Below are 25,734 nucleotides of genomic sequence, written 5' to 3'. Positions count from 1 at the left end.
CGAGTATCGATGCATATTTCTGCGCTCACAATGACGCAAGCTGCACGCACGATGTGCGAATATGCAGTTATGGTGACCGGGCCCAGCGCAGACGATCTGCTGATAATGCTGGCGGTCGCGAGGACCGGTCGCTTCAACGCGGCAGCCGACGATCTCGGCGTCAACCACACGACCATCTCCCGGCGGATCGCTTCACTCGAACGGAGCCTCGGTGGCCGGGTGCTCGCCAGGGCCGCGGGCGGGTGGGAGCTCACGGATCTGGGCAGACAGGCGCTTGCCGCCGCCGAACGGGTCGAAGCGGCCGTGCGCGGACTCGTCGCCGACCCGGCCGGCGACAACCACCTCAAGGGCGTCGTCCGACTCTCGGCCACCGACGGGTTCAGCGCCTACATCGCGGCGCCGGCCGGGTCGCTACTGCGCCGACGACACCCCGGTGTGTCCGTCGAGATCGTCGCGGTGACCCGACGGGCGTCGCAGCAGCGGTCCGGCCTCGACATCGAGGTCGTCGTCGGCAAGCCCCAGGTCCACCGTGCCGAAGCGATGTGGCTGGCGGACTACACCCTGGGCCTGTACGGGTCGCGGGCGTACCTCGCGCAGCACGGCTCGCCACGGACGGTCGCCGAACTGGCCGACCACTCCCTCGTCTACTTCATCGACTCCATGCTGCAGGTCGACGAACTCGACCTGGCGCGGCGGCTGACCGTCTCGATGCGGGAATCGGTGACGTCCACCAACGTCTTCGTGCACGTCGAGGCGACCCGGGCCGCTGCGGGCATCGGACTGCTGCCCTGTTTCATGGCCGATCGCCACGACGACCTGGTACGCGTGCTGCCGACGAAGGTGGAGGCGCGGCTCGCCTACTGGCTCGTGACCCGACCCGAGGGTCTGCGTCGTCCCGAGGTCGCCGCGGTGATCGGGGCGCTCCGGGAGACCGTCGACGCGCAGCGGGGCGCCCTCCTGGGGGGAGTGGGTCCGTCCACGCCGCCGCCGCGCTAGCGTCGAGGTGTGCGTGCAGAATCCCAGCGGTCCCAGGTTCCCACCTTCCACGTCATGGACGTGTGGAAGGCGGCGACCGAACGGGCCCGCACCCACGGCGACGTCCTGACCCTCGCCGCCGGACAGCCTTCGACGCCGGCGCCTGCGCCCGTGCTGCGGGCGGCCAGGGAGGCGATCGACACCCAGGTGCTCGGCTACACCGAAACCCTCGGAATCGCGGCGTTGCGGGAGGCGATCGCCGGCTACCACTCGCGCGAGTCGGGAATCGACGTCGACCCGGAGAACGTCGTCGTCACCACCGGGTCCTCCGGTGCGTTCACCCTGCTGTTCCTCGCCGCGTTCGACGCCGGCGACACCGTCGTCGTGGCCCGGCCCGGCTATCCCGCGTACCGCAACACCCTCGCCGCGCTCGGCTGCCGCGTCGTCGAACTCGACTGCGGACCGCAGACCCGCTACCAGCCGACCGTCGCGATGCTCGACGCGCTCGACGCACCGCCCGCGGGCTTGATCGTCGCCAGCCCGGCCAACCCGACCGGCACCGTCATCGACCCCGTGGAACTCGCTGCCCTCGCCCGCTGGTGCGAGGACCACGGCACCCTGCTGATCTCCGACGAGATCTACCACGGCATCGAGTTCGGGACGTCGACCGAGCCGAGCGGTGTGCCGGTGGCTGTCTCGAGCGCATGGGAGACCTCCCGCGAGTCCATCGTCATCGGGTCGGTGTCGAAGTACTTCTCGATGACCGGCTGGCGGCTCGGCTGGGCGCTGGTGCCCGACGCCATGCTGCGGCCACTGCAGCGGTTGGCGTCGAACATGACCGTGTGTCCGCCTGCGATCTCGCAGTATGCGGCCGTCGCCGCCTTCACCGAGGAGTCGCGCGCCGAACTGGACGGTCACGTGCGGCGGTATGCGGTCAACCGCGACCTGCTGCTCGCCGAACTGCCGCGGCTCGGCATCACCGAACTCGCCCCCGCGGACGGCGCCTTCTACGTGTACGCCGGGATCGGCCACCTCACCGACGACTCCACGGCGTGGTGTGCGGAACTGTTGCGCGAGACCGGGGTTGCGGTCGCGCCGGGCATCGACTTCGACACCGTTCACGGCGACCGGACACTGCGCATGTCGTTCGCCGGCGAGACCCAAGAGGTCGCCGAGGCCCTCGCCCGGCTCGAACGCAGCGCGGCACTGCGCGGCTGACGCCGAGCGTTCGTCTCGGTGTCCGGCCGCGACCTGTGCGCTCTCACCTGACGGGAAGTGTCAAACGCGAATTCGCCATTTCGGCACCGGCTTTCGACTCCGCTGCCAAAATGACCCGGTGACTGCTGCGGCGACTCCGAAGGGCGAGCGTCGACGGCTCGCGCTCGTCGACGCGGCCGCCGACCTCCTCGTCGAGGGCGGCTTCGATGCCGTCCGGCACCGCGCGGTCGCGGCCCGGGCGGGGGTGCCGTTGGCGTCGACCACCTACTACTTCGCCTCCCTGCACGACCTGACGGCCGCCGCCGTCGAACGGTGCGGCGCGCGCGAGCTCGATGTCATGCAGGCGCGGATCGACGAGGTGTCGTCGTGCTCCCGCGGCGTCGAGGCGACGGTGGAACTGATCGTCGACATGCTCGTCGGCGTGTTCGAGGAGGGGAAGGGCGGTCACGCCCAACTGGTCAACCGGTACGAACGGTTCGTCGCGTTCGCGCGGCATCCGGAACTGAGGGAGGTCCAGCGGAGGCTGCGATCCGACCTCGACGCGCTGATCGTGCTGGTGCTGCACCGCTCCGGCCGCGAGGTGCACCGGGAAGGGTTGCGGCGGCTCGTGTACGTGGTCGACGGTGCCGTCGTCGGTGCACTGAGCGAGGGCGACCCCGACCCGAAGGCACTCGCCCGCGAGATGTTGTCGCAGGTGATCGACATCGTCGCGCCGTCCGTCGCGGTGTAATCGTCCGCGGCGGCCCCCAGTCCCGGCCGTGCACTCGGAGTCCGGGGCGGGGCCGTAAACTGGGTGTCCGTGAGCCGCATCCCGAACGTCCTTGCCACCCGCTACGCCAGCCCGGAGCTGAAGGCGCTGTGGTCGCCCGAGCACAAGATCGTCCTCGAGCGTCAGCTGTGGCTGGCCGTCCTGCGGGCGCAGGCCGAACTCGGCATCGAGGTGCCCGCCGAGGCGCTCGCCGACTACGAGCGGGTGATCGAGAAGGTCGACCTGGACTCCATCGCCGCCCGCGAGCGCGTCACCCGGCACGACGTGAAGGCCCGCATCGAGGAGTTCAACGCCCTGGCCGGCCACGAGCACGTGCACAAGGGCATGACCAGCCGCGACCTCACCGAGAACGTCGAGCAGCTGCAGGTCCTGCGGTCGCTGGAGCACGTCCACGCGCATGGTGTCGCGGTCGCGGCGCGGCTCGGCGAGAAGGCCGCCGAGTACTCGGCTCGGGTGATGGCCGGTCGCAGCCACAACGTCGCCGCGCAGGCGACGACCCTCGGCAAGCGGTTCGCGTCCGCCGCCGACGAGCTGCTCGTCGCGCTGACCCGGCTGCGGGAACTGATCGACCGGTACCCGCTGCGCGGGATCAAGGGCCCGATGGGCACCGCGCAGGACATGCTCGACCTGCTCGACGGCGACACCGAGAAGCTCGAGTTCCTCGAGGCGAAGGTCGCCGAACACCTCGGCTTCGCGCACGTGCTGACCAGCGTCGGCCAGGTGTACCCGCGGTCGCTCGACCACGACGTGCTGTCCGCGCTCGTGCAGGTCGGCGCCGGGCCGTCGTCGTTCGCGCACACGATCCGGCTGATGGCCGGGCACGAGCTGGTCACCGAGGGCTTCCAGCCCGGCCAGGTCGGCAGCTCCGCGATGCCGCACAAGATGAACACCCGTTCCTGCGAGCGCGTCAACGGCCTGCAGGTCGTGCTGCGCGGCTACGCCTCGATGGCCGCCGAGCTGGCGGGCGCGCAGTGGAACGAGGGCGATGTGTTCTGCTCCGTCGTCCGCCGTGTCGCGCTGCCGGACGCGTTCTTCGCGATCGACGGGCAGATCGAGACCTTCCTGACCGTGCTCGACGAGTTCGGCGCCTACCCGGCGGTGATCGAGAAGGAGCTCACCCGCTACCTGCCGTTCCTGGCGACCACCAAGGTGCTGATGGCGGCGGTTCGCGCCGGTGTCGGCCGCGAGACCGCGCACGAGGTCATCAAGGAGCACGCGGTCGCGGTCGCGCTGGCGATGCGCGAGGAGGGCCGCGAGCCCGACCTGCTCGACCGGCTCGCCGCCGACGACCGGCTGCCGCTGGACCGCGCCGCCCTCGACGCGGCGCTCGCCGACAAGTCGGCGTTCATCGGTGCCGCCGAGGCGCAGGTCGCCTCGGTCGTGCGCCGGGTCGAGCTGCTCGTCGAGCAGTACCCGGACGCGGCCGGCTACAAGCCGTCCCCGATCCTGTAGCGGCTTCGCCGCCTGCGCGCGAGTTCGGTAGCCAGAGTCACCGAACTCGCGCACAGGCGCGTCAGCGCAATTTGCCGAGGATGCGGCGCAGCTCGGCGCGGTCGTGGTCGTCGAGGGCGGCGAAGTAATCGTCGGCGTCGGCGTCGCGGGCCTGCTGCAGGTCGCGCACGGTCCGCCGCCCGTCCTCGGTCAGCTGCACGCACGTCGCCCGGCGGTCGAGTGCGTCGGGGATCCGCTCGACGAGGCCGCGGTCCTGGAGCCGGTCGACGACCTCCGTCGCGGACCGCGGCGCGATGCGCAGCGCCTTCGCGACGTCGCCGAGCCGGGGTGCCGGGTCGGTACCGTGGCCGATCGCGTGCAGCGCGCGGTACTCGTGCGGGGAGAGCTGCCACGGTTCGAGGGCGGCCACCCAGCGCCGGCGCAGGCCCCGCGCGGTCGACATCACGAGGTCCCGCAGCGTGTCGGGACGGTCGGTGATCATGGTGATTCACCCTACAGCCACTTGACGGTTGCCTCATAGTGAGGCAACCTCAGTATGTCTTACCCCGACACTTCGAGAGGGGTGGTTGTATTGACAAGCCCCCACTTCGGCGGACCCGGACCGGGCCGCCAGATGAAGATCGACCCCGCCGATCGCGCCCAACTGGCCGAGAAGCCGGTGAGCCTGCGCCGGATCGGCGCCCTCTTCACCCCCTACCGCACCCAGATCGCCGTCGTCGTCGCGCTCATCGTCGCGTCCTCGGTGATCACCCTCGCCAACCCGTTCCTCGTGCGCGCCGTCATCGACCGCGCCATCCCGCAACAGGACGTGCCGCTGTTGGTCTGGGCCGTGATCGCGATGCTCGCCGTCACCGTCGCAGGCTCGGTGCTCGGCGTCGTCCAGACCTGGCTCTCCACCACCGTCGGCCAGCGCATCATGCACGGCCTGCGCACCGACGTCTTCACCCACCTGCAGCGCCAGTCCCTGGGCTTCTTCACCCGCACCCGCGGCGGCGAGATCCAGTCCCGCCTCACCAACGACATCGGCGGCATGCAGACCGTCGTCACCTCCACCGCCACCTCCATCGCCTCGAACGTGACCACCGTCGTCGGCACCGCGGTCGCGATGGCGGTGCTCAGCTGGCGGCTGTCGCTGCTGTCGCTGATCGTGCTGCCGCCCGCGATCTGGCTCACCCGCCGCGTCGCCCGGATGCGCCGCGAGATCACCACGCAGCGCCAGCGCACCCTCGCCGACATGCAGACGCAGATCGAGGAGTCGCTGTCCATCAGCGGCGTCCAGCTCGGCAAGACCCTCGGCAACGGCCCCGCCATGTCGCAGCGATTCGCCGACACCTCCGCGCACCTGTCCGACCTCGAGGTCCGCTCCCAGCTTTCCGGCCGCTGGCGGATGGCCACGATGAACATCATCTTCGCCGCCATCCCCGCGCTGCTGTACCTCGTCGCCGGCCTGCCCGCGACCTCCGGTGGCATGTCGATCGGCACCCTGGTCGCGTTCACCGGCCTGCAGGGGGCGCTGTTCCGGCCGTTGATGAGCCTGCTCGACGTCGGCGTCTCGGTGACCAGCTCGCTGGCCCTGTTCAGCCGGATCTTCGAGTACCTGGACCTGCCCGTCGAGATCGACGATCCCGAGCGGCCCGTCCCGATGCCCCGCGACGCGGTGGCGGGCACCGTCCGCTTCGAGGATGTCGTCCTGCGCTACCCGGGCGCCGACCGCGACGCCGTCGATCACGTCTCGATCACCGCCGCGGCCGGCAGCTCGCTGGCGCTGGTCGGTGAGACCGGTTCCGGCAAGACGACTCTCGCGTCGATGGTGGCCCGGCTGCACGACCCGACGTCGGGCCGGGTGACCGTCGACGGCGTCGACCTGCGCGACATCACGCTCGCCGAACTGTCCGAACTGGTCGGCGTCGTCTCCCAGGAGACCTACCTGCTACACGCAACCATCCGCGACAACCTGCGGCACGCCCGCCCGGACGCCACGGACGCGCAGATCGAGGACGCGGCCCGCGCCGCCCAGGTGCACGACCTGATCGTCTCCCTGCCCGACGGCTACGACACCATGGTCGGCGCCCGCGGTCACCGGTTCTCCGGTGGCGAGAAGCAGCGCCTGGCGATCGCCCGCACCCTGCTGCGGGACCCGAAGATCCTGGTCCTCGACGAGGCGACCAGTGCCCTGGACAACGAGACCGAGGCCGCCGTCCAGCGTGCCCTCGACACCGTCAGCCGCGGCCGGACCACGATCACCATCGCGCACCGGCTCTCCACGATCCGCGAGGCCGACCAGATCGTGGTGCTCGACCACGGCCGCGTCGCCGAGTCGGGCAGCCACGACGAGTTGCTGGCGCTCGGCGGGTCCTATGCCGCGTTACTCGCCCGCGTCGGAACCGGCCGCGAGACCGGCGCGCCGGCCGAAGAACGTGCCGTCGCCCAGCGAGGTGCCGCTGATGTAGCCCCACGAGTGCAGGCCCGACGTCGCGCGGCCGGCCGCGAAGAGTCCCGGGATCGGGTCGCCGTCGAGGTCTAGGACGCGACCGTCGACGGTGGTGCGCAGGCCGCCGATCGTGAACACTTCGGCGCCGCCGCCCCCGGTGCCGCCGTCGCCGTACTCCGGGGGCGCCATGCCGCGGCGGACGTCGATCGCGGCGAACGGCGGCTGCAGCGGGCGCAGCCAGCGCGAGGACTTGTGGAAGTAAGGGTCCTCGCCGTGCTCGGCGTACCGGTTGTACTCGCCGACGGTGGTCTGCAGCGCGCCCTCGGGCATCCCGATCTCGCGCTCGAGCTCCTCGAGGGTCTCGGCGACGAAATGCGGTTGCACGCCCCAGCGTTCGTCGACCGGGATCTCCTCGTACGCCTGCTCGTCGAGGATCACCCACACCTGCAGGTTGTGCTTGAACAGGGCCGCCTGCCCCACCAGGCCGGGGTAGACGTCCTCGTTGATGAACCGCTGACCGACGCTGTTGACGATCATGCCGCGCACCATCATTCCCGGCACCAGCGAGATGCCGACCTGACCGGCGGACATGTGCTTGACCGCCGCGCCGACGCCCTGCGCCATCACGATGCCGCGGCCGTCGTCGCCGCCGTCGGAGTTGACGCCCAGGCCCACCAGCTGCGGGGCGTGCTGGGCGAGCATCTCCTTGTTGTCGGCGAATCCGCCGGTCGTGACGATCGCGCCGCGGCGGGCGCGGTAGGTGACGGTGTCGTTGAAGTGCCGGGCCACGACGCCGACCACGCGGCCGTCCTCGACGATCAGCCGCAGTGCGGTGGTGTCGGTGTGCACCGCGATGTCGGTCTTGGCGACGGCCTCGCCGAGCACCGCCATCAGCACCTTGCCGCCGAAGCCGTCGGACGTGACGCGGTGCCCGCGCGGTGCGGGCTCGGCGATCTCGTGGAACGGGTAGGCGTTCTCGCCCATCCACATCAGGCCGTCGTCGGTCGGCGGCACCCAGGTCGGCGAATCCCACAGCGACGGCTTGAACGGCACACCGTTGTCGACGAGCCACTGGAAGTGGGCGACGCTCTCGCGGCTGTAGAGGCCCACCTTCTCCTGGTCGGCGTCCGGGCCGAGCGCGGCGAGCAGGAACTTCTCCATGTCCTCGGCGGTGTCGGTGAATCCGCACGCCTCCTGGATCGGGGTGCCGCCGCCGAGGTACATCTCGCCACCGGACAGCGCCGACGAACCGCCACCACCGCTCTGTCGTTCCAGCAGCACGACGTCGGCTCCCGCGGCGTTCGCCTCGAGCGCGGCGGAGGCGCCGGCGCAGCCGTAACCGATGATCAGGACGTCGGTCTCGTGGTCGTAGGTGTCGATCTCGGCAGCGTCGATCGGTGTGACAGGTACGCGTGCGCTCATCGGGTTCTCCTGTGGTCGACACCGGACATCGGTGTGGTGCCGGTCACGCTAGGTCCGCCGGGTCGGGTCGGGAAGGCGGTTGCCCGTTGGACGGGACGGGTGCCCAATTCTCTTGGGTCGACGGAACTTCGGCTGTCGCGTCGATAACATCGACGAGCATGACCCCCTGCGTCTTCTGTGCCATCGTCGCCCGCACGGCCGAGGCCAGCATCGTCCACGAGGACGAGCACACCGTCGCGTTCATGGACATCCGGCCCTTCACCCCGGGGCACCTGCTGGTGGTCCCGAAGGCGCACGCGTCCGGGCTGGCCGAGCTGGACCCGGAGGACGGACGCCGGGTGTTCGCGGTCGGGCAGCGGATCGCCACGGCCCTGCGGGACGGCGGAACCCGGATTCCCGGCGAACCCGAGGACGGCCCGCGCGCCGACGGCGTCAACCTCTTCCTCGCCGACGGCGTCGCCGCGGGGCAGGAGGTGTTCCACGTGCACCTGCACGTCATCCCGCGCAGCGGCGGTGACGGCTTCGGGTTGCGGGGTCGCCCGACGATGCCGCGCCGCGACGACCTCGACTATCTCGCCGGCACCATCCGGCGACGCCTCGCGGACGGTTGACGATCCGCACGTATGTAGCATGCACATTGCGTGTAGTGCGGAACCAGAGCGAGGCAACGTGACCGAATCGATTCCCGACCAGCGACTTCTCTACGTCAGCGACAACCTGTCCGACGAGGAGATCCAGCGCCAGGTCGACCTCTACGGTCCGCTGACCGACAGTGTCCGCGCCCTGATCGCGGCCACCGTGCAAACCGAGGTCGACGACCCGGACGTCCGGCGCGCCCGCGAACTCGTCGAGGAGGCCACGGCGCTGTTGCGCCGCAAGGCGATCCCCGGCCCCTACGGCGTCCGCTGGGGCGCCTCGGGCTGGAAGCGGGGCTGGGGCAACGCCGCCGACGGCCTGCGTAACCCCGTCGCGCCGCCGCTCGAACTCCACTACGACGCGGACGGCCGCGTCTGGGCCGACTTCCGCCTCGGACCGCAGTACGAGGGCCCGGCCGGGCTCACCCACGGCGGCGTCAGCGCGCTGATCCTCGACCAGCTCCTCGGGGACACCGCGGTCGCCGCAGGCCGCCCCGGCATGACCGGGACACTCACGCTGCGTTACCGGCGCCCGACACCACTGGGCGACCTGCACGCCGAGGCCCGCTTCGATCGGATCGAAGGCGTCAAGGCGTTCGTGAGGGGACACATCGCCGACGCCGAGGGCGTCACCGTCGAGGCCGAGGGCATCTTCATCCTGCCGCGCTGGGCGCGCGAGGCGGTTACGGATCAGACCGCGTCGACCGCAGGCTGAACCGCCGACGTCGGCGCGGCGGGTTGCGTAATCTGCGCGGATGCACGGACCGCGAATGCTCGGACCTCGAATGCACGGACGACGAGAAGCGCGCCGACGTCATGGGTGACGCTCGCCCCGAACTGCATCGCCGCTACCCGGAGCTCGCCGCGACGCTGCCGCACCTGCGGCTCGGATCGCGGCCGACACCGCTGACCCGGCTGGACGGTCTCGGTGACCGAAACCGCTTGTGGTGCAAGGACGACAGTGGGTTCGGCGACGGCGGCTGGGGCGGCAACAAGATACGCAAGCTGGAATGGATCCTGCCCGACGTCGCGGCCCGGGGTTCGCGCCGGATCCTCACCGTCGGGGCGCTGGGCACCAACTGGGGGCTCGCGACGGCGCTGTACGCGCGCGAGCAGGGCGTCGACACCGCGCTGGCCCTCGTCGACCAGCCGGTGGACGAGCACGTTCGGGCACAGCTCGCGCGTCTGCACGCCTCCGGGGCGACGGTGCACCGGACCCACACCAAGGCCCGCACGATCGCGGCCGCCCCCTGGCTGTTCGCCCGGAACGGGCTCCCGTACTACCTGCCCGCCGGCGGATCGACCCCGATCGGGACCCTGGGCTACGTCGACGCCGCGCTGGAACTGGTCGCGCAGGTCGACCGCGGCGAGATGCCGGAGCCCGCGGCCGTGGTCACCGCGGTCGGGTCCGGTGGCACCGCGGCCGGGTTGCTGCTTGGCCTGCGGCTCGCCGGCCTGCACACCCGGGTGGTCGCGGTCGTGGTCAATGACACCCTGCCGCTGGCGGAGGGCAATCTGATCGGGCTCGCGCGCCGCACCGAGCGGCTGCTGCGCAGCCGCGGCGCCCGGCTCGGTGCGGTCGACTTCGCGCCCGGATCGTTGGTCGTCACCCGGCGTTGGCTCGGGCCGGGATACGGCCACCCGACGGTCGAGGCTGCCGCCGCCGAGCGGGCCGCGGCCGCGGCCGGGCTCACACTCGATCCGGTGTACACCGCCAAGGCCTTCGCCGCCGCGATCGCCCTCGACCGGCACCCGATGTTCGGGGACGCGCCGATCGTGTTCGTCGACACGTACGGACCGCGCTGAGCGTCGTCGCTCAGCCCTGCGGGTCCGGCAGTCCCGTCGCGGCGCGACCCGTGCGCGGGTCCCGCGGGCGGTCGGCGTGGCCGAGGTCCCGGCCCGGATCGATGACGTCACGGACCCGCTGCTTGAGGACCTTCGCCTCCGGGAAGCCGCCGTCGCGGGACCGGTCCCACACGACGGCGCCGTCGACCTCGACCAGGAAGACGCCGCCCGTGCCGGGGACCAGGGCCACCTCGCCGAGGTCGGCGCCGAACGTGCTCAGCAGTTCCTGCGCCATCCACGCCGCCCGCAGCAGCCACTGGCACTGCGTGCAGTACGTGATGCGCACCCTCGCCCGATGTGCCTCCGGGGATCCCATGACCCTCAGCCTGCCAAATCGGGGGAGCGCACACGACTCGGCATGAACGCCGCCGCCACCAGAATCACCGCCGCGGTCGCGGTCACGGCCAGGAACACCAGGTGCAGTGCGCCCGACAACTGTTCCGGTGCCGGGGTGTCGGTTCCGTCCAGCCGGGCGTTGACGATCGCGCCGAACGCCGCCACCCCGACCGCGCTGCCGATCGACCGGGCGAACATGTTCGTCGAGGTGACGACACCGCGCTGCGACCAGTCCACGCTGGACTGCGCGGCGATCAGCGTCGGGCTCGACACCAGGCCCATGCCCGCGCCGATCACGAAGCAGATCACCGCCACCTCCCATACCCGCGACCCGGCGTCCAGGCCGGTCGTCAGCGCCATACCCGCGACTGCCGCGGCCGCGCCGATCAGCGCGGTGACGCGGAAACCGACGCGCAGATACAGCCGGCCTGCGAGTGAGGCGGAGATGGGCCAGCCGATCGTCAGGGTGGCGAGCGCGAATCCGGCGACCAGCGCGCCGGTACCGAGCACACCCTGCACGAACGTCGGCACGTACGACGTCAGGCCCATGATGATCGCGCCGACCGCGGCCGAGATCGTGCTGCTGACCACCAGCACCCGGCGGGTGAGCACCCACGGCGGCAGGATCGGGTCCGCGGCGCGCCGCTCGACCACCGCGAACGCCACCAGCAGCGCCGCACCGCTCCCGAACACCGCGATCGACGCCGGCGCCCCCCACGCCCACGCCTGCCCGCCCTCGAGCAGGCCGAGGATCACCAGGGCCGCGCCGCCGGTCAGCAGCACCGCGCCGAGATAGTCGATCCGGGGCCGGTCGCGGCGCGGCTGCTCGGAGAAGTGCCGCTGCAGCGCCCACGCGGCGACCGCGCACAGCGGCACGTTGACCAGGAAAATCCACCGCCACGACAGGTACTCGGAGAACACCCCGCCGAGCGTCGGCCCGACCACCGCGGAGATGCCCCACACACTGGCGAGGTAGCCCTGGGCCTTCGCGCGTTCGGCGAGGGTGTAGATGTCGCCGGCGATGGTCAGGCTCATCGGCTGCACCGCGCCGGCGCCGAGACCCTGGATCGCCCGGAACGCGATCAGCGCCGGCATCGACCACGCCAGGCCGCACAGCACCGAACCCAGGCAGAACGACGCGATGCCGAACAGCATCACCGGCTTGCGGCCGAACAGGTCGGCGAGCTTGCCGTAGATCGGCACCGAGACCGCCTGCGCGAGCAGATAGATCGAGAACAGCCACGGGAACTGGCCGAAGCCGCCGAGGTCGCGGACGATGGTCAGCACCGCGGTCGCGATGACCGTGGAGTCCAGCGCGACCAGCGCGGTGGTCAGCATCAGCGACGCCAGGACGGGGCCGCGTTCCGAACGCAGCCCGATGTCGCGTCTGTCGATCTCGATTGCCATCTGATCGAGTATCGGGCAGACCCGATAGGGTTGGCCCGTGCGCCCCTCACTCTCCGACTACACCCACCTGGCCGGCGGCAAGGTCCGCGACCTCTACACCATCGACGACGAGCACCTGCTGCTCGTCGCCAGCGACCGGATCTCCGCCTACGACCACATCCTGAGCACCCCGATCCCCGACAAGGGCCGGGTGCTCACCGCGATGAGCGTGTTCTTCTTCAACCGGCTGACCGCGCACAACCACCTGGCCGGGCCGCCGGACGACGAGCGCATCCCCGAGGAGGTGCTCGGCCGCGCGCTGGTGGTCAAGAAGCTGAACATGGTGCCCGTCGAGTGCGTGGCCCGCGGCTACCTCACCGGGTCGGGGCTGGCGGACTACCAGCGCACCGGCGCGGTGTGCGGCGTCGAGCTGCCCGAGGGCCTCGTCGAGGCGTCGCAGCTGCCCGAGCCGATCTTCACCCCCGCGACCAAGGCCGCGCTCGGTGACCACGACGAGAACGTCGACTTCGCCACCATCGTCGATCAGCTCGGTCAGAACCTCGCGTTCAAGCTGCGCGAGGACACCCTCGACATCTACTCCCGCGCCGCGATCTTCGCCGGTGAGCGGGGAATCATCCTGGCGGACACCAAGTTCGAGTTCGGCATCGACGCCGACGGCAACCTGGTGCTCGCCGACGAGGTGCTCACCCCCGACTCCTCGCGGTACTGGCCCGCGGAGGGCTACGAGGCGGGCAAGGTGCAGCCCAGCTTCGACAAGCAGTTCGTCCGGGACTGGCTCACCGGGCCGGACTCCGGCTGGGACCGCGCCTCCGACACGCCCCCGCCGCCGCTGCCGCAGGACATCATCGACGCCACCCGCTCCCGCTACATCGAGGCATACGAGCGGATCTCCGGACTGTCCTTCGCCGACTGGCTCTAAAGGACAGTCCCGGCCGCACTCGGGGCGCGCCCGGGGCGCGCCCACGGCGACCGGGGGACAGCGCATAGGGTGGGCGGCATGAGTTCGCCCGTCGCTGCGCCTCCGGTCGCGAAGAAGGTTCCCCAGCCGCGCACCCACCACGGCGACACGTTCGTCGACAACTACGAGTGGTTGCGGGACAAGAGCGACCCCGAGGTCGTCGCATATCTCGAGGCCGAGAACGCCCACACCGAGGCGCAGACCGAGCACCTGGCGCCGCTGCGGGAGTCGATCTTCGGGGAGATCAAGTCCCGCACCCAGGAGACCGACCTGTCGGTGCCGTCCCGGATGGGACAGTGGTGGTACTACGCCCGTTCGTTCGAGGGCAAGCAGTACGGGGTGCACTGCCGCTGCCCGATCGCCGGGCCCGACGACTGGACGCCGCCGGTCCTCTCCGCGGACACCGACATCGAGGGCGAGCAGGTGCTGCTCGACGGCAACGAGCTCGCCGAGGGGCACGACTTCTTCGCGCTCGGCGCGATGTCGGTGACCCTGGACGGCACCCTGCTCGCGTACTCCGTCGACACCGCAGGCGACGAGCGCTACCTGCTGAGGTTCAAGAACCTCGACACCGGCGAGCTGCTCGCCGACGAGATCCCCGGCACCGCGCCCGGTGCGACCTGGTCGATGGACAACCGGCACGTCTTCTACCTGACCGTGGACGACGCGTGGCGGCCGGACACCGTCTGGCGGCACGAGCTGGGCACGCCGCAGTCCGCGGACGTGCGCGTCTTCCACGAGCCCGACGAGCGGTACTGGGTCGGCTTCGGATCCACCCGGAGCGAGAAGTACCTGACCGTGTGGCTCGGCTCGAAGATCACCTCCGAGATCTGGTACCTCGAATCCGCGAACCCCGAGGGCGAATTCACCGTCGTACTGCCCCGCGAGGAGGGCGTCGAGTACGCCGTCGAGCACGCCGTGGTCGGCGGTCAGGACCGGTTCCTGATCCTGCACAACGGGATCGTGGACGGGGTCAAGGCGGAGAACTTCACCCTCGTCGACGCCCCGGTCGCCGATCCGACCGAGCAGCGAACCCTGATCGCCCACCGCGCCGACGTCCGCCTCGAGGACGTCGACGCGTTCGCCGGTCACCTGGTGGTCAGCTATCGGCGGGAGGCGCTGACCCGACTCGCGGTGTGGCCGCTCACCGACTCCGGGTACGGCGATCTGCGTGAGCTCGAGTTCGGCGAGGAGCTGTACTCGGTCGGCGCCGGGTCCAACCCGGAGTGGGAAAGCCCGCTGCTGCGAATGGGATACACGTCCTTCATCACGCCGAGCCGGGTCTACGACTACGAGATCGCGACCGGGACGCTGCTGCTGCGGAAGGAGCAGCCGGTGCTGGGCGGGTACGACCCCGCCGACTACGAGCAGCACCGCGACTGGGCCACCGCGGAGGACGGCACCCGGGTCCCGATCTCGCTGGTGCGGCGCCGCGGCGGCGATGACCCCGCGCCGCTGCTGCTGTACGGGTACGGCTCCTACGAGGCCAGCACCGACCCCGGATTCTCGGTGGCCCGGCTGTCGCTGCTCGACCGCGGCGTGGTGTTCGCGGTGGCGCACGTGCGCGGAGGCGGCGAGATGGGCCGGCACTGGTACGACAACGGCAAGATGCTGTCGAAGAAGAACACCTTCACCGACTTCGTCGCCTGCGCACGGCATCTCGTCGACACCGGGCGCACGACGCCGCAGCAGATGGTGGCCGACGGCGGCAGCGCGGGCGGGTTGCTGGTGGGCGCGGTGGCGAACCTGGCGCCCGAGCTGTTCGCCGGGATCCTGGCGAACGTGCCGTTCGTGGACCCGCTCACCTCGATCCTCGATCCGTCCCTGCCGCTGACCGTCATCGAATGGGACGAGTGGGGAAACCCCCTCGCGGACAAGGACGTCTACGACTACATGCGCTCGTACAGCCCGTACGAGAACGTCGGCGCCCACGACTACCCGGCGATCCTCGCGATCACCAGCATCAACGACACGCGGGTGCTGTACGTGGAGCCGGCCAAGTGGGTGGCGCAGCTGCGCGCCACCAAGACCGGCGACTCGCCGCTCCTGCTCAAGACGGAGATGAGCGCCGGCCACGGCGGCGTCAGCGGCCGGTACGAGAAGTGGCGGGAGGTCGCGTTCGAGTACGCCTGGGTGCTCGACACCGTCGGCGCGAGCTGACCGCCGGGCCGACCGGGTCCCTCGACGTCCCCCGGCCACCCCGTCGGGGGACAATGGGGACGTGGCCGCAGGCGCGGGTCGCGCGCACGCGATCGACTGGACCCGGCCGCCCGACCCCACGGACGTGCGGGTGTGGGACCGGCTGACCGGCAACTTCTGGTTGCCCGAACGGGTGGCGCTGTCGAACGACGTGCCCTCGTGGCGGGCCCTCACCGAGACCGAACGCCGGCTGACCATCCGGGTCTTCACCGGCCTGACCCTGCTCGACACCGCACAGGCCACCGTCGGCGCGGTCGCGATGATCGCCGACGCCGGCACCGCACAGGAGGCGGCGGTGCTGACCAACATGGCGTTCATGGAGTCGGTACACGCCAAGAGCTACAGCGCGGTCTTCTCCACACTGTGTTCGAGCAGGGAGATCGACGAGGCGTTCGACTGGTCCGAACGCAACCTCCACCTGCAGCGCAAGGCGGGCATCGTGCTGGACCACTACCGCGGCGACGACCCGCTGGCCAGGAAGGCCGCCTCCGTCCTGCTGGAGTCGTTCCTGTTCTACTCGGGCTTCTACCTGCCGCTGCGTTTCGTCTCCCGCGGCGTGCTCACCAACACCGGCGATCTGATTCGGCTGATCATGCGAGACGAGGCCGTGCACGGGTTCTACATCGGTCACACCTGCCGGCGGGCGCTGGACCGGGCCGACGGCCGCGTGCGCGCCCGGCACCGCACCTACACCCACGAGTTGCTGCAGGCGCTGTACGACAACGAGGTCGGGTACGCGCACGACCTGTACGACGGAGTCGGCTGGACCGGCGAGGTGCTCCCGTTCATGCGCTTCAACGCGAACCGGGCCCTGGCCAACCTCGGTTACGGCCCGCGGTTCGCGGCGGCCGAGTGCATCGTCCGCCCGGAGATCCTGGCGGCTCTCGACCCGGGGGCGGGAGAGACTCACGACTTCTTCTCCGGCGCGGGCAGTGCGTACGCCCTGCCCACCCCCGAGCCCACGGAGGACTCCGACTGGGAGCGGTGATTCGTCCGGGCCTGCTCGGTCGCGCCGTACGAAGCCCGGGCAACGTCGTCGCGGTGAAGTTCGGCAACGCCGCCACCCATCGCGCCGCACTGGCCTCCCTCGACTCCATCGACGCGGGCCTGGCGGCACTGCCCGCCGCCCGGGGCTGAGCGCACGTACGGTGGTCGCCATGACGAATCTCCTCGACATCGACATCGACACCCTTGCCGGCGAGGCGACCTCGCTGCGCGCCCTCGGCGGCAAGGCGATCCTGCTGGTCAACGTCGCCTCCAAGTGCGGTCTCACCCCGCAGTACACCGCCCTCGAGCAGCTGGCGAAGGACTACGCCGACCGCGGTCTGACCGTCGTGGGGGTGCCGTGCAACCAGTTCATGGGCCAGGAGCCGGGCACCGCCGAGGAGATCCAGGAGTTCTGCTCGACCACCTACGGCGTCACCTTCCCGCTGCTGGAGAAGATCGACGTCAACGGCGACGACCGGCACCCGCTGTACACGCAGTTGACTCAGGCCGTCGACGCCGAGGGCGCTGCCGGTGACATCCAGTGGAACTTCGAGAAGTTCCTGATCACCGCCGACGGCACCGTCGCGAACCGCTTCCGCCCGCGCACCGAGCCGGACGCCCCCGAGGTCGTGTCGGCCATCGACGCCCTGTTGTAGGCGGCTCCGCCGCTCGTGCGCGGTTCACGGGTCCAGGGACCCACAAACCGCTCACGAGCGCGTCAGCGCCTGTTCATCTTCGGCTGCCAGGCTGACCGCATGGCCGCAACGCTGATCGTGTCGGTGTCGGGGATCAGGGACGAGACCCGGGAACTCGCAGCCGGGTTCGCGGACGAGATGGACGCGCGGGGTGTACCGCTGTCGCTGCTGGTCGCCCCGCGGCTCAAGGACAAATACCGACTCGTACGGGACGAACCGACCCAGGACTGGTTGCGTACCCGCCGGGACGGCGGCGACGCGATCGTGCTGCACGGCTACGACCAGGCCGCCACCAAGAAGCGCCGCGCCGAGTTCGCGGCCCTGCCGCAGCACGAGGCGACGCTGCGCCTGCTCGCCGCCGACCGGGTGATGGAGGAGACGGGACTGCGGACCCGGGCGTTCGCGGCGCCCCGCTGGCAGGCGTCGCAGGGCGCGGTGACGGCGTTGCCGCACAACGGATTCCGGCTGCTCGCCGGGCTCACCGGCATTCACGACCTCGACCGCGGCACCGTCGTGAAGGCGCGGGTGCTCGGCATCGGCGACGGATTCCGTTCGGAACCGTGGCGGTGTCGCGCGCTGGTGCTCGGAGCCGGTCGGACCGCTCGTCGCGGTGGCATCGTCCGGCTCGCGATCTCCGCCAAGCAGCTCGCGCAACCCGGTCCGCGGCAGGCCGTGCTCGACGCGGTCGACCTCGCCCTGCACCACGAGGCCCGCGCCGACACCTATCGCTGGCGGTCGCGCCGGGACGACCTCGAGGTTGCGTAGCCGGGTCTACCCGGCGAGCGAGTCGAGATGCTCGGTGACCATCCGCAGCGCACTCTCCGGGCTGTCCGTCTCGCCGAGCACGGCGTGCATCGCCGCGCCGTCGATCAACGCGTGCAGATGCATCGCCTCGGCGTCGATGTCCCGCGACGCGGCGACCAGACCGTGCCGTGCCAGGTCGGCGAGGATCTTCCCGCATCCGAGCCGCATGTCCCGCTGCGCGTCCAGCGCGATCGCCCCGAGCTCGGGATGTGCCGGCGCCTCGGCCACCAGGGCGAGGTTGACCTCCATCTCACAGCGCCGGACGTCGTCGAGGGGGAGCAGCTCGGACAGCATCGCCAGCGCGCGGGCCCGCGGCTCCGCGACGGTCACGTGTGTGAGGATCCGGTACCGCGCGCGGACGTGGACCAGTCGCATCGAGTAGGCGAGCAGGTCGGCCTTGCTCGCGAACGTGTGCCTCAGCGATCCGGTCGACAGGTCGGCCTCCGCGGCGACGTCGCGCACCGAGACCGCGGTGATGCCGTGGCGCAGGATCAGGCGCCACACCGCCTCGGCGATCTCCTGCTTTCGTTGGTCGTGGTCGATCAGTTTCGGCACCGCACCATTTTAGGTACGTCCGCGGTCGGCCTCGATCGCCGAGGTGTGACGGTGCCGACACACCGGACGTGCCGCGACCTGCCTCGCTCGACAGTGACAGTCGCGCACGCTCGACCGCGTCACGAGCGGTCCGGCTCGATCAGGACGGACAACGAGTCCAGGACGCGGTCGAGCCCGAAACTCCAGGCGGCGTCCGGACTGTACGACGTGTTCATCGCCGCGCCGGCGGCGGCGCCGACCCGTCGCGCGAGGCCGAAGTCCGCGCCGAGGTAGGTGGCCAGCCGTTCGTTCCAGTTCGACCACGCCTCGGCGATGTCGGCGGCCCGCGGGTCGGGCCAACGAGCACGTGCCGCGGACCGGACGAAGTCCGTGACGAACGTCAGTGCGGCGTCGCGGGTGACGTCGTCCAAGGGCGTCGGGTCGAAGGCCTGCAGGTCGTGGTCGTAGTGCGCGATCGTGCCGGGGCCGAACGACGTGCGCTGGTCGGTGACGTCGATCAGCCACCGGTGCGCGGCGTGCAGCGCCAGCTCCTCCTCGGCGACCTGGCGTACCCGGTCGCGCCAGGCGTCGCTCCGGTACGGCGCCCGCGGCCGACGCGCGCGGACGGCGTCGGCCATGAGCACGAGCAGATCGTCGAGGGACCCGACATGCGTGTAGAGCGCCATCGTGGAGATCCCGAGGTCGGCCGCGATCCGTCGGACGGTCAGGGCGTCCAGACCCTCGGCGTCGGCGACGGCGAGCGCGGCGTCGACGGTCTGTGTCGTGGTGACCTTCGACCGCGGCCCCCGGGTGCCGCCCTTCGGTGCGGCGGGGTGGTCTCGCCACAGCAGGTCGATCAGGTCCAGCGCCATCGGGCACCTCCGGTGGGAACAATCCGAAGTGGGAAATACGTTGTACGTTGCATAAGGTTTTCTCGTCCAGTGGAGGTCACATGAAGATCGCAGGCACCGCGCTTTCCCTGAATGTCGCGGACCCCGCCGCATCCGCGGAGTTCGCCAAGACCCACTTCGGCTTCACCGAGGCCATGGCCGACGACGGCTTCGTCTCCCTCGCGCACCCGGACGCCGGCGTCAACGTGATCTTCCTGCGCACCGGACTGGGCACGTTCAAGCCGGCGTCGATCGCGGGATCGGCAGGTCAGGGCCTGCTGATCGTGTTCGTCGTCGACGACATCGACGCCGAGTTCGCCCGCATCGCCGCAACAGGTGTCACCGTCGTCACCGAACCCGAGACCGAGCCCTGGGGTGAGCGCTACTGCCAGTTCTCGGACCCCAACGGCATCGTCTGGCAACTGGTGCAGTGGCTGTGAGCGGAACCCGTGTGCGCGGTCCGGCTCAGGACACCTCGGTGCCCGACTCCTCGTTCAGCACCCGGAACTCGGTGCCGTCCGGGGCCATGTCCGTGTAGCGGCCGTAGAAGATGCCGGTCGCCTGGTCCGCGAGGATCGCCTGGTGGATCGGCACCGCCACCCGCGGCGCCACCGCGCGCAGGTAGTCGATGGCCTCCGAGATCTTCAGCCACGGCGCGGCCGCGGGCAGCGCGAGCACGTCGACCTTCTCGTGTGGGATGTACAGCGAGTCGCCCGGGTGCAGCAGCCGGGCCGGGTGCTCGTCGTCGCCGAGCAGGAACGCGGTGTTGTCGATGACCGCGAGGTCGGGGTGGATCACCGCGTGCCTGCCGCCGGTGCCGCGCAGGTGCGCCCGCCCGACGTCGAACGCGTCGCCCGGACGCACCGCCGTCCAGCCGTCGCCGAGCTGCGCCGCCGTCTGCGGGTCCGCGTACAGCGCCGCGTCCGGGTTGGCCTCGACCAGCGCCGGCAACCGGGCCGGGTCGGCGTGGTCGGGATGCTGGTGGGTGATCGCGATCGCGTCCAGACCGGTGATGCCCTCGAAGCCGTGCGAGAAGTTGCCGGGGTCGAAGAGGATCTTCGAACCGAGGTGCTCGACGAGCAGGCAGGAATGGCCGAAGTGGGTGAGCTGCATGCCCTCGAGTATGCGCTGGTTCACACCGGGCCAGCGGTTCCGGTGATCGAGTGAACGGAAGCATTCGGTCGATCCGATCGACTGAACGGTTCCGTTCACTCGGCGGTGGTCGGGCGGTGCGGAGGGTGGGCGGGTGGACCGGTAAACTGCCAGTTGCCCGCGTGATTCTCCCGGGCACAAACGCAGCACCAAGCGAGGAGCAGCACGTGGCCCGTGTCGTTGTCGAAGTCATGCCCAAGGCCGAGATCCTCGACCCGCAGGGGCAGGCCATCGTCGGGGCGCTGTCCCGGCTGGGCTTCGCCGGCGTGTCCGACGTCCGCCAGGGCAAGCGGTTCGAGCTCGAGATCGACGGCAGCGTCGAGGACGCCGAGCTCGAGAAGATCGCCGAAGGCCTGCTCGCCAACACAGTGATCGAGGACTGGGCCGTGCGGCGAATCGACGTCGAGGCATGAGCGCCCGTATCGGAGTCATCACCTTCCCGGGCACCCTCGACGACGTCGACGCCGCCCGCGCGGTGACCCTGTCCGGTGGCGAGGCCGTCAGCCTGTGGCACGGCGACGCCGACCTCAAGGGTGTCGACGCCGTCATCGTCCCAGGTGGTTTCTCCTACGGCGACTACCTGCGCTGCGGCGCGATCGCCCGGTTCGCGCCGGTGATGGGCAAGGTCGTGGAGGCCGCCAAGGGTGGCATGCCCGTCCTCGGCATCTGCAACGGCTTCCAGGTGCTCTGCGAGGCCGGTCTGCTGCCCGGCGCGCTGACCCGCAACGAGGGCCTGCACTTCATCTGCCGCGACGAGTGGCTCAAGGTCGAGTCCGCCTCGACCGCGTGGACCACCCGCTACGAGACCGGCGCCGAAATCCTGATCCCGCTCAAGTCGGGTGAGGGCCGCTACCAGGCGTCGGAGAAGGTGCTCGACGAGCTCGAGGGGGAGGGCCGCGTGGTGTTCCGCTACGCCGGCGACAACCCGAACGGTTCGCAGCGCGGCATCGCGGGCATCGCGTCCGCGAACGGCCGCGTCGTCGGCCTGATGCCGCACCCCGAGCACGCCACCGAGCCGCTCACCGGCCCGAGCGACGACGGGCTCGGCATGTTCTACTCCGTCCTCGAGAGCGTCGTCTCCGCCTGACGTCGGACGCACCAGACGGCCCCGGGACTCCCGGGGCCGTCGTTCGTCACGCCGTGCCCACCCCGCGCAGAACCCGCGTGCACACACCCGTTCCCACCTTGCACACGGGAGATGTCCGCCGAACACCCGTGTGCAGGCGCGGAAAGCCCTGTGCACGCGGCTTTTCCCGGGACGTGCCCGGCGGCGGAGTGCGCCCCGTCCTGCTACCGTCCGGCCATGATCTCGACCATCGTGTGGGGCGCCGGCAGCATCGCGCGGGACGCGATCCGCGCCGTCGACGCGCATCCGGCGCTGGACCTGACCGCCGTCCTCGTGCCGGCCGGGGACCGCGTCGGACGCGACGCCGGCCACCTCGCCGGCCTCGGGCGCACGCTCGGGATCGTCGCCACGGACGATGCCGCCGCGGTGCTCGCGACGCGTCCGGGTGCGGTGGTCTACGCCGGCTCCGGCACCACCCGGTCCCGCGATGCGGTCGCCGACCTCGTCGCGGCGCTGCGGACCGGTGCCGTGGTGGTGACGCCGCCGATCTACCCGCTGCACGACCACCGCGCCGCCGAACCCGCGGTCCGCGAGGAGATCCGGTCCGCCATCGTGGCCGGTGGCGGTTCCCTGTACGTGGGTGACGTCGACCCGGACTGGGCCAACCACGTGCTGCCGCTGGTGCTCGGCGGCCTCGACGCCGGCGCGCGGTCGATCCGCTGCCGGGAGATCGTCGACTACTCGGGCTACGACCTCCCCGGATCGGTCCGCTACCTGATGGGCATGGGAGAGCCGCTGTCCTACCTGCCGCCGATGCTGGCGCCGCGGATGCCGACGATGGTGTGGGGTGACCGGGTGCGGCTGCTGGCGCGCGCCCTCGGCGTAGAACTCGACGAGATCCGGGAATCCGTGGACCGAGTGCAGATCGAGGTGACCGTCGAAACCGACACCATGGGCAAGTTCGAGGCGGGCGGTCAGGGCGCGGTGCGGTTCGAGGTGCAGGGCATCGTGGACGGTGAGCCCCGGATCGTCATCGAACACATCGGCCGGATCCACCCCGACTGCGCGCCCGACTGGCCGACCGTGCCCGCGGGCGGGACCGTGCACCTGGTGGTCGTCGAGGGGGATCCGCGGGTGGAGGTCACGATCGAGCCGGGGTCCCGGGACGGCGCCGCGGCCGCCGTCGACCGGCTTGTCGACGCGATCGCGGTGCTGGCGGGCCGGCCGCCGGGCGTGCACGACGCGCTCGACGTCGCGCGAAGCGCCTGATTCCGCCGCGAGAACCTGTTCCATGTCGTAGCGTGCGCAGCCATGATCACCACGGTCGTCTGGGGCACCGGAAATGTCGGCCGCGCGGCGATCCGCGCCGTCGACGCGCATCCCGAACTGGAACTCGCCGCCGTCCTCGTCCACAACCCCGACAAGGTCGGCCGCGACGCCGGTGACCTCGGCGACGTCGGCCGCGAGCTCGGAGTCGCGGCCACCGCCGACGTCGACGCCGTGCTGGCGTCGAAGCCCGACGCCGTCGTGTACGCGGCGTCCGGCGACATCCGACCCGACGACGCGCTCGCCGACATCGTCGCCGCGATCCGGGCCGGCGCCGTCGTCGTGACCACATCCCTGTATCCGCTGTACGACCACCGCAGCGCGCCCGCCGAGATGCGTCAGGCGATCCAGGACGCGATCGACGAGGGTGGTGGATCGCTGTTCGCCTCCGGCATCGACCCCGGTTGGGGCAACGACGTCCTGCCGCTGCTGCTCAGCGGTCTGGCGACCACCGTCGACGTGATCCGCTGCCAGGAGATCTTCGACTACTCCACCTACGACCAGCCCGATTCCGTCCGGTGGCTGGTCGGCATGGGGCAGCCCATGGACTACGCGCCGCCGATGGTCGCGCCCGGCATTCCGACGATGGTGTGGGGCGGTCAGGTCCGGATGATGGCGCGGGCGCTCGGTGTCGAACTCGACGAGATCCGCGAGACCCTCCTGCGCAGGCCCCTGGAATCCACCGTCACCACCGCGACCATGGGCGACTTCGAGGAGGGCACCCAGGGCGCGTTGCGGTTCGAGGTACAGGGCATCGTCGGCGGCGAGCCGCGAATCGTGATCGAGCACGTCACCCGCATCCACCCGTCCTGCGCGCCCGATTGGCCCAGCCCCGCGGACGGCGGCGCCGGCGCCCACAAGGTGATCATCGAGGGCAGGCCGCGGATCGAGGTCGCCGTCGAGGCCACCGACGAGGGCGGCAACCGGTCGGCCGGCGGCAACGCGACCGCGGTCGGGCGCCTGGTCGGTGCCATCGACTGGCTCGTGGCCGCCGAGCCGGGTCTCTACGACGCGCTCGACGTGCCGCTGCGCCCTGGCGTCGGCAAGCTCACCGCATCGGACAGGTTCACGACATCGGAAAGGACGACGGTATGAACATCGACATCCCCGAGGGCAAGGACCCGATCGGCTACGTGTGGGGTGAGATGGTCCCCGGCATCGGGATCGCCGCCTCGCAGTTCTCGCTGTCGGTGTACGAGCACTCGAGCATCGACCTGCGCGCGTTCGAGGCGGCCCGGCTTCGGATCGCCCAGATCAACGGCTGCATCTTCTGCCAGGACTGGCGCACCGACCGCGACGGCGTCAAGGTCGAGATCGGCTTCGACGAGGATGTCGAGAACTGGCGCACCACCGAGGCCTTCGACGACCGCACCCGCCTCGCCGCCGAGTACGCCGAGCGGTACGCCCTCGACCACCACGGACTCGACGACGAGTTCTGGGACCGGATGACTGCGCACTACACGCAGGCCGAGATCGTCGAACTGTCGATGAGCATCGGGTCGTGGCTGGCGTTCGGCCGGCTCAACCACGTCCTCGGCCTGGACACCACCTGCGTGCTGCCCGGGCACTGAGCGGGAGCCGGTGCACGGAACGGCCCGTGCGCCGGCATCGGTGGTCGGCCCAGCGGCCCGACCGGTCCGCTAGGCGACGGGGGCCGGCGGGGCGGGCAGCGCGTCGAAGAAGTCGGCGCTCGGGGTGAAGAACGCGGAGCCCGTCACCGGCGTCGAAAAGTCCAGCAGCCGGTCGTAGTTGCCGCGCGGGTTTCCGAGGAACATGTTCTCCAGCATCCGCTCGGTGATGTCCGGGGTACGGCAGTAGCCGATGAAGAAGGTGCCCATCTCACCGTCGCCGACGCGGCCGTACGGCATGTTGGCGCGCAGGATCTCCATCGAGTTGCCCTCCTCGTCCTTGATCGCGTTGAGCGCGACGTGCGAGTTGGCCGGTTTGACGTCGTCGCCCATCTCGATGTCGTCGAGCTTGGTGCGGCCGATCACGTTCTCCTGCTCCGGAACCGGCAGCGCCTCCCACGCGTCCATGTCGTGCACGTACCGCTGCACGTGCACGTAGGAGCCGCCGCTGAACGCGTGGTCCTCGTCGCCGACGGTGACGGCGGCCACCGCCTCCTTCCCGCTCGGGTTCTCGGTACCGTCCACGAACCCGATCAGGTCACGGTTCTCGAAGTACTGGAAGCCGTGCACCTCGTCGACGACCGTCGCCGCGCCCGACAGTCGCTTGATGAGGTGGTGGGCGAGCTCGAAGCAGGCGTCCATACTCATCGCGCGGAGGTGGAACAGCAGGTCACCCGGCGTGGACGGGGCCTGATGCCTGGCGCCGCGCAGCACCGGGAACGGGTGCAACTGCGCCGGCCGGGGCCCGGTGAACAGTCGGTCCCACGCCGCGGACCCGATGCTCACGATCAGCTCCAGTCCCGCGCCGGGCAGTCGCAGCCCCACCGACCGCCGCAGGCCGGCCGCGTCCGCGAGCACCTGCCGCGTCACCGATTCGCCGCCCTGGTCGATCGTCGCGACCAGGAAGATCGCCGCCGGAGTCAACGGGCTCGCCACCGTCTGGGACTCGGAAGCGGCTGCAGCGGGAAAGATTTCGGGCATTCGTTTTCACTCCGTGATCGGTCT

The 25,734-nt window shown here is 70.8% G+C and carries 27 protein-coding genes and 1 pseudogene; 20 read left to right on the top strand and 8 right to left on the bottom strand.

Annotation, left to right across the window (positions count from 1 at the left end; translation table 11 throughout):
- Positions 1 to 69 precede the first annotated feature (69 nt).
- The 4 genes from ACWDU4_RS18610 (at position 70) to purB (ending at position 4,414) form a co-directional block, all read left to right on the top strand.
- Positions 70 to 996 (top strand): LysR family transcriptional regulator, encoded by a 927-nt coding sequence (locus tag ACWDU4_RS18610; protein ID WP_450115393.1) that lies wholly within the window; start codon positions 70 to 72, stop codon positions 994 to 996.
- Positions 997 to 1,005: 9 nt separating this feature from the next.
- Positions 1,006 to 2,193, top strand: a complete 1,188-nt coding sequence (locus tag ACWDU4_RS18605; RefSeq protein ID WP_450115392.1) for a pyridoxal phosphate-dependent aminotransferase — start codon at positions 1,006 to 1,008, stop codon at positions 2,191 to 2,193.
- A gap of 118 nt (positions 2,194 to 2,311) precedes the next feature.
- Positions 2,312 to 2,923: a TetR/AcrR family transcriptional regulator gene (locus ACWDU4_RS18600; RefSeq protein ID WP_450115391.1), complete on the top strand. Its 612-nt coding sequence runs from the start codon at positions 2,312 to 2,314 to the stop codon at positions 2,921 to 2,923.
- 69 nt (positions 2,924 to 2,992) lie between these two features.
- Positions 2,993 to 4,414, top strand: a complete 1,422-nt coding sequence (gene purB, locus ACWDU4_RS18595; protein WP_450115390.1) for an adenylosuccinate lyase — start codon at positions 2,993 to 2,995, stop codon at positions 4,412 to 4,414.
- 61 nt (positions 4,415 to 4,475) lie between these two features.
- Here the strand turns inward: purB and ACWDU4_RS18590 are convergent, their stop codons facing one another.
- Positions 4,476 to 4,895 carry a MarR family winged helix-turn-helix transcriptional regulator gene (locus tag ACWDU4_RS18590; RefSeq protein WP_450115389.1) on the bottom strand — a complete coding sequence of 140 codons (420 nt, stop codon included), beginning with the start codon at positions 4,893 to 4,895 and terminating at the stop codon, positions 4,476 to 4,478.
- Between the two features lie 132 nt (positions 4,896 to 5,027).
- On the opposite strand from ACWDU4_RS18590, the gene ACWDU4_RS18585 reads away from it, so the two are divergent.
- A complete protein-coding gene (locus ACWDU4_RS18585) occupies positions 5,028 to 6,938 on the top strand; it encodes an ABC transporter ATP-binding protein (protein ID WP_450115407.1) in 1,911 nt (636 codons plus the stop codon).
- On the opposite strand, the pseudogene ACWDU4_RS18580 reads toward ACWDU4_RS18585, so the two are convergent.
- A pseudogene (locus ACWDU4_RS18580) lies at positions 6,855 to 8,267 on the bottom strand (FAD-dependent oxidoreductase); the annotation flags it as partial. The gene ACWDU4_RS18585 and the pseudogene ACWDU4_RS18580 overlap by 84 nt on opposite strands.
- Positions 8,268 to 8,425: 158 nt before the next feature.
- Between ACWDU4_RS18580 and ACWDU4_RS18575 the strand changes: the two are divergent.
- From ACWDU4_RS18575 to ACWDU4_RS18565, 3 genes are all read left to right on the top strand, one after another.
- On the top strand, positions 8,426 to 8,878 hold the full coding sequence (locus tag ACWDU4_RS18575) for an HIT family protein (RefSeq protein ID WP_450115388.1): 453 nt from the start codon (positions 8,426 to 8,428) through the stop codon (positions 8,876 to 8,878).
- A gap of 58 nt (positions 8,879 to 8,936) precedes the next feature.
- The gene (locus tag ACWDU4_RS18570; protein ID WP_450115387.1) at positions 8,937 to 9,617 is read left to right on the top strand and encodes a PaaI family thioesterase; all 681 of its coding nucleotides are present in this window, start codon (positions 8,937 to 8,939) and stop codon (positions 9,615 to 9,617) included.
- A 101-nt stretch (positions 9,618 to 9,718) separates the two neighbouring features.
- Complete coding sequence (locus ACWDU4_RS18565) at positions 9,719 to 10,708, top strand: pyridoxal-phosphate dependent enzyme (RefSeq protein ID WP_450115386.1); 990 nt, start codon at positions 9,719 to 9,721, stop codon at positions 10,706 to 10,708.
- A gap of 10 nt (positions 10,709 to 10,718) precedes the next feature.
- Here ACWDU4_RS18565 and ACWDU4_RS18560 read toward each other — a convergent pair whose 3' ends face one another.
- Positions 10,719 to 11,063 (bottom strand): SelT/SelW/SelH family protein, encoded by a 345-nt coding sequence (locus tag ACWDU4_RS18560; protein ID WP_450115385.1) that lies wholly within the window; start codon positions 11,061 to 11,063, stop codon positions 10,719 to 10,721.
- A gap of 5 nt (positions 11,064 to 11,068) precedes the next feature.
- The gene (locus ACWDU4_RS18555) at positions 11,069 to 12,490 is read right to left on the bottom strand and encodes an MDR family MFS transporter (protein ID WP_450115384.1); all 1,422 of its coding nucleotides are present in this window, start codon (positions 12,488 to 12,490) and stop codon (positions 11,069 to 11,071) included.
- A gap of 37 nt (positions 12,491 to 12,527) precedes the next feature.
- Here ACWDU4_RS18555 and ACWDU4_RS18550 point away from each other — a divergent pair, with 37 nt between their 5' ends.
- The 6 genes from ACWDU4_RS18550 to ACWDU4_RS18525 all read left to right on the top strand — a co-directional run bounded on the left by ACWDU4_RS18550 (position 12,528) and on the right by ACWDU4_RS18525 (position 18,094).
- Positions 12,528 to 13,409, top strand: coding sequence for a phosphoribosylaminoimidazolesuccinocarboxamide synthase (locus ACWDU4_RS18550; RefSeq protein ID WP_450115383.1), 882 nt, complete (start codon positions 12,528 to 12,530; stop codon positions 13,407 to 13,409).
- A 78-nt stretch (positions 13,410 to 13,487) separates the two neighbouring features.
- Positions 13,488 to 15,608, top strand: a complete 2,121-nt coding sequence (locus ACWDU4_RS18545; protein WP_450115382.1) for a S9 family peptidase — start codon at positions 13,488 to 13,490, stop codon at positions 15,606 to 15,608.
- Positions 15,609 to 15,669: 61 nt separating this feature from the next.
- The gene (gene nrdF, locus ACWDU4_RS18540; protein WP_450115381.1) at positions 15,670 to 16,635 is read left to right on the top strand and encodes a class 1b ribonucleoside-diphosphate reductase subunit beta; all 966 of its coding nucleotides are present in this window, start codon (positions 15,670 to 15,672) and stop codon (positions 16,633 to 16,635) included.
- Positions 16,632 to 16,784, top strand: a complete 153-nt coding sequence (locus tag ACWDU4_RS18535; protein WP_450115380.1) for a hypothetical protein — start codon at positions 16,632 to 16,634, stop codon at positions 16,782 to 16,784. Before nrdF ends, ACWDU4_RS18535 begins: the two co-directional genes overlap by 4 nt.
- Positions 16,785 to 16,804: 20 nt before the next feature.
- A complete protein-coding gene (locus tag ACWDU4_RS18530) occupies positions 16,805 to 17,290 on the top strand; it encodes a glutathione peroxidase (protein ID WP_450115379.1) in 486 nt (161 codons plus the stop codon).
- Between the two features lie 99 nt (positions 17,291 to 17,389).
- Entirely contained in the window at positions 17,390 to 18,094 is a 705-nt protein-coding gene (locus tag ACWDU4_RS18525; RefSeq protein WP_450115378.1) for a DUF2334 domain-containing protein, read from the top strand.
- 6 nt (positions 18,095 to 18,100) lie between these two features.
- Here the strand turns inward: ACWDU4_RS18525 and ACWDU4_RS18520 are convergent, their stop codons facing one another.
- A complete protein-coding gene (locus ACWDU4_RS18520; RefSeq protein WP_450115377.1) occupies positions 18,101 to 18,688 on the bottom strand; it encodes a TetR/AcrR family transcriptional regulator in 588 nt (195 codons plus the stop codon).
- A 119-nt stretch (positions 18,689 to 18,807) separates the two neighbouring features.
- A complete protein-coding gene (locus ACWDU4_RS18515) occupies positions 18,808 to 19,539 on the bottom strand; it encodes a TetR/AcrR family transcriptional regulator (RefSeq protein ID WP_450115376.1) in 732 nt (243 codons plus the stop codon).
- Positions 19,540 to 19,619: 80 nt separating this feature from the next.
- Between ACWDU4_RS18515 and ACWDU4_RS18510 the strand changes: the two genes are divergently transcribed.
- Positions 19,620 to 19,997 carry a VOC family protein gene (locus tag ACWDU4_RS18510; RefSeq protein ID WP_450115375.1) on the top strand — a complete coding sequence of 126 codons (378 nt, stop codon included), beginning with the start codon at positions 19,620 to 19,622 and terminating at the stop codon, positions 19,995 to 19,997.
- 25 nt (positions 19,998 to 20,022) lie between these two features.
- On the opposite strand, the gene ACWDU4_RS18505 is transcribed toward ACWDU4_RS18510, so the two are convergent.
- Entirely contained in the window at positions 20,023 to 20,670 is a 648-nt protein-coding gene (locus tag ACWDU4_RS18505; RefSeq protein WP_450115374.1) for an MBL fold metallo-hydrolase, read from the bottom strand.
- Between the two features lie 206 nt (positions 20,671 to 20,876).
- Between ACWDU4_RS18505 and purS the strand changes: the two genes are divergently transcribed.
- The 5 genes from purS to ACWDU4_RS18480 all read left to right on the top strand — a co-directional run bounded on the left by purS (position 20,877) and on the right by ACWDU4_RS18480 (position 24,672).
- Entirely contained in the window at positions 20,877 to 21,122 is a 246-nt protein-coding gene (purS, locus tag ACWDU4_RS18500; protein ID WP_007529998.1) for a phosphoribosylformylglycinamidine synthase subunit PurS, read from the top strand.
- Positions 21,119 to 21,796, top strand: coding sequence for a phosphoribosylformylglycinamidine synthase subunit PurQ (gene purQ / locus ACWDU4_RS18495; RefSeq protein WP_450115373.1), 678 nt, complete (start codon positions 21,119 to 21,121; stop codon positions 21,794 to 21,796). Before purS ends, purQ begins: the two co-directional genes overlap by 4 nt.
- A gap of 216 nt (positions 21,797 to 22,012) precedes the next feature.
- Positions 22,013 to 23,044: an NAD(P)H-dependent amine dehydrogenase family protein gene (locus ACWDU4_RS18490; protein ID WP_450115372.1), complete on the top strand. Its 1,032-nt coding sequence runs from the start codon at positions 22,013 to 22,015 to the stop codon at positions 23,042 to 23,044.
- A gap of 42 nt (positions 23,045 to 23,086) precedes the next feature.
- Positions 23,087 to 24,196: an NAD(P)H-dependent amine dehydrogenase family protein gene (locus ACWDU4_RS18485; protein ID WP_450115371.1), complete on the top strand. Its 1,110-nt coding sequence runs from the start codon at positions 23,087 to 23,089 to the stop codon at positions 24,194 to 24,196.
- Positions 24,193 to 24,672 (top strand): carboxymuconolactone decarboxylase family protein, encoded by a 480-nt coding sequence (locus ACWDU4_RS18480; RefSeq protein WP_450115370.1) that lies wholly within the window; start codon positions 24,193 to 24,195, stop codon positions 24,670 to 24,672. Before ACWDU4_RS18485 ends, ACWDU4_RS18480 begins: the two co-directional genes overlap by 4 nt.
- Positions 24,673 to 24,741: 69 nt before the next feature.
- Here ACWDU4_RS18480 and ACWDU4_RS18475 read toward each other — a convergent pair whose 3' ends face one another.
- Positions 24,742 to 25,710 carry a Dyp-type peroxidase gene (locus tag ACWDU4_RS18475; RefSeq protein ID WP_450115369.1) on the bottom strand — a complete coding sequence of 323 codons (969 nt, stop codon included), beginning with the start codon at positions 25,708 to 25,710 and terminating at the stop codon, positions 24,742 to 24,744.
- Between the last annotated feature and the right edge of the window lie 24 nt (positions 25,711 to 25,734).

Source organism: Rhodococcus sp. NPDC003348 (genome assembly GCF_053589375.1).
Note: the sequence above shows the minus strand (reverse complement) of the source record. Positions and strands in the feature narration are given on the sequence as shown.

What these genes read in the sequence shown, in the direction of transcription:
- ACWDU4_RS18610 (WP_450115393.1), top strand. Translation starts at nt 70, where the DNA reads ATGGTGACCGGGCCCAGCGCAGACGATCTGCTGATAATGCTGGCGGTC.
- ACWDU4_RS18590 (WP_450115389.1), bottom strand. Translation starts at nt 4,895, where the DNA reads ATGATCACCGACCGTCCCGACACGCTGCGGGACCTCGTGATGTCGACC.
- ACWDU4_RS18585 (WP_450115407.1), top strand. Translation starts at nt 5,028, where the DNA reads ATGAAGATCGACCCCGCCGATCGCGCCCAACTGGCCGAGAAGCCGGTG.
- ACWDU4_RS18575 (WP_450115388.1), top strand. Translation starts at nt 8,426, where the DNA reads ATGACCCCCTGCGTCTTCTGTGCCATCGTCGCCCGCACGGCCGAGGCC.
- ACWDU4_RS18565 (WP_450115386.1), top strand. Translation starts at nt 9,719, where the DNA reads ATGGGTGACGCTCGCCCCGAACTGCATCGCCGCTACCCGGAGCTCGCC.
- ACWDU4_RS18560 (WP_450115385.1), bottom strand. Translation starts at nt 11,063, where the DNA reads ATGGGATCCCCGGAGGCACATCGGGCGAGGGTGCGCATCACGTACTGC.
- ACWDU4_RS18555 (WP_450115384.1), bottom strand. Translation starts at nt 12,490, where the DNA reads ATGGCAATCGAGATCGACAGACGCGACATCGGGCTGCGTTCGGAACGC.
- ACWDU4_RS18545 (WP_450115382.1), top strand. Translation starts at nt 13,488, where the DNA reads ATGAGTTCGCCCGTCGCTGCGCCTCCGGTCGCGAAGAAGGTTCCCCAG.
- ACWDU4_RS18530 (WP_450115379.1), top strand. Translation starts at nt 16,805, where the DNA reads ATGACGAATCTCCTCGACATCGACATCGACACCCTTGCCGGCGAGGCG.
- ACWDU4_RS18525 (WP_450115378.1), top strand. Translation starts at nt 17,390, where the DNA reads ATGGCCGCAACGCTGATCGTGTCGGTGTCGGGGATCAGGGACGAGACC.
- ACWDU4_RS18515 (WP_450115376.1), bottom strand. Translation starts at nt 19,539, where the DNA reads ATGGCGCTGGACCTGATCGACCTGCTGTGGCGAGACCACCCCGCCGCA.
- ACWDU4_RS18510 (WP_450115375.1), top strand. Translation starts at nt 19,620, where the DNA reads ATGAAGATCGCAGGCACCGCGCTTTCCCTGAATGTCGCGGACCCCGCC.
- ACWDU4_RS18505 (WP_450115374.1), bottom strand. Translation starts at nt 20,670, where the DNA reads ATGCAGCTCACCCACTTCGGCCATTCCTGCCTGCTCGTCGAGCACCTC.
- purQ (WP_450115373.1), top strand. Translation starts at nt 21,119, where the DNA reads ATGAGCGCCCGTATCGGAGTCATCACCTTCCCGGGCACCCTCGACGAC.
- ACWDU4_RS18490 (WP_450115372.1), top strand. Translation starts at nt 22,013, where the DNA reads ATGATCTCGACCATCGTGTGGGGCGCCGGCAGCATCGCGCGGGACGCG.
- ACWDU4_RS18485 (WP_450115371.1), top strand. Translation starts at nt 23,087, where the DNA reads ATGATCACCACGGTCGTCTGGGGCACCGGAAATGTCGGCCGCGCGGCG.
- ACWDU4_RS18480 (WP_450115370.1), top strand. Translation starts at nt 24,193, where the DNA reads ATGAACATCGACATCCCCGAGGGCAAGGACCCGATCGGCTACGTGTGG.
- ACWDU4_RS18475 (WP_450115369.1), bottom strand. Translation starts at nt 25,710, where the DNA reads ATGCCCGAAATCTTTCCCGCTGCAGCCGCTTCCGAGTCCCAGACGGTG.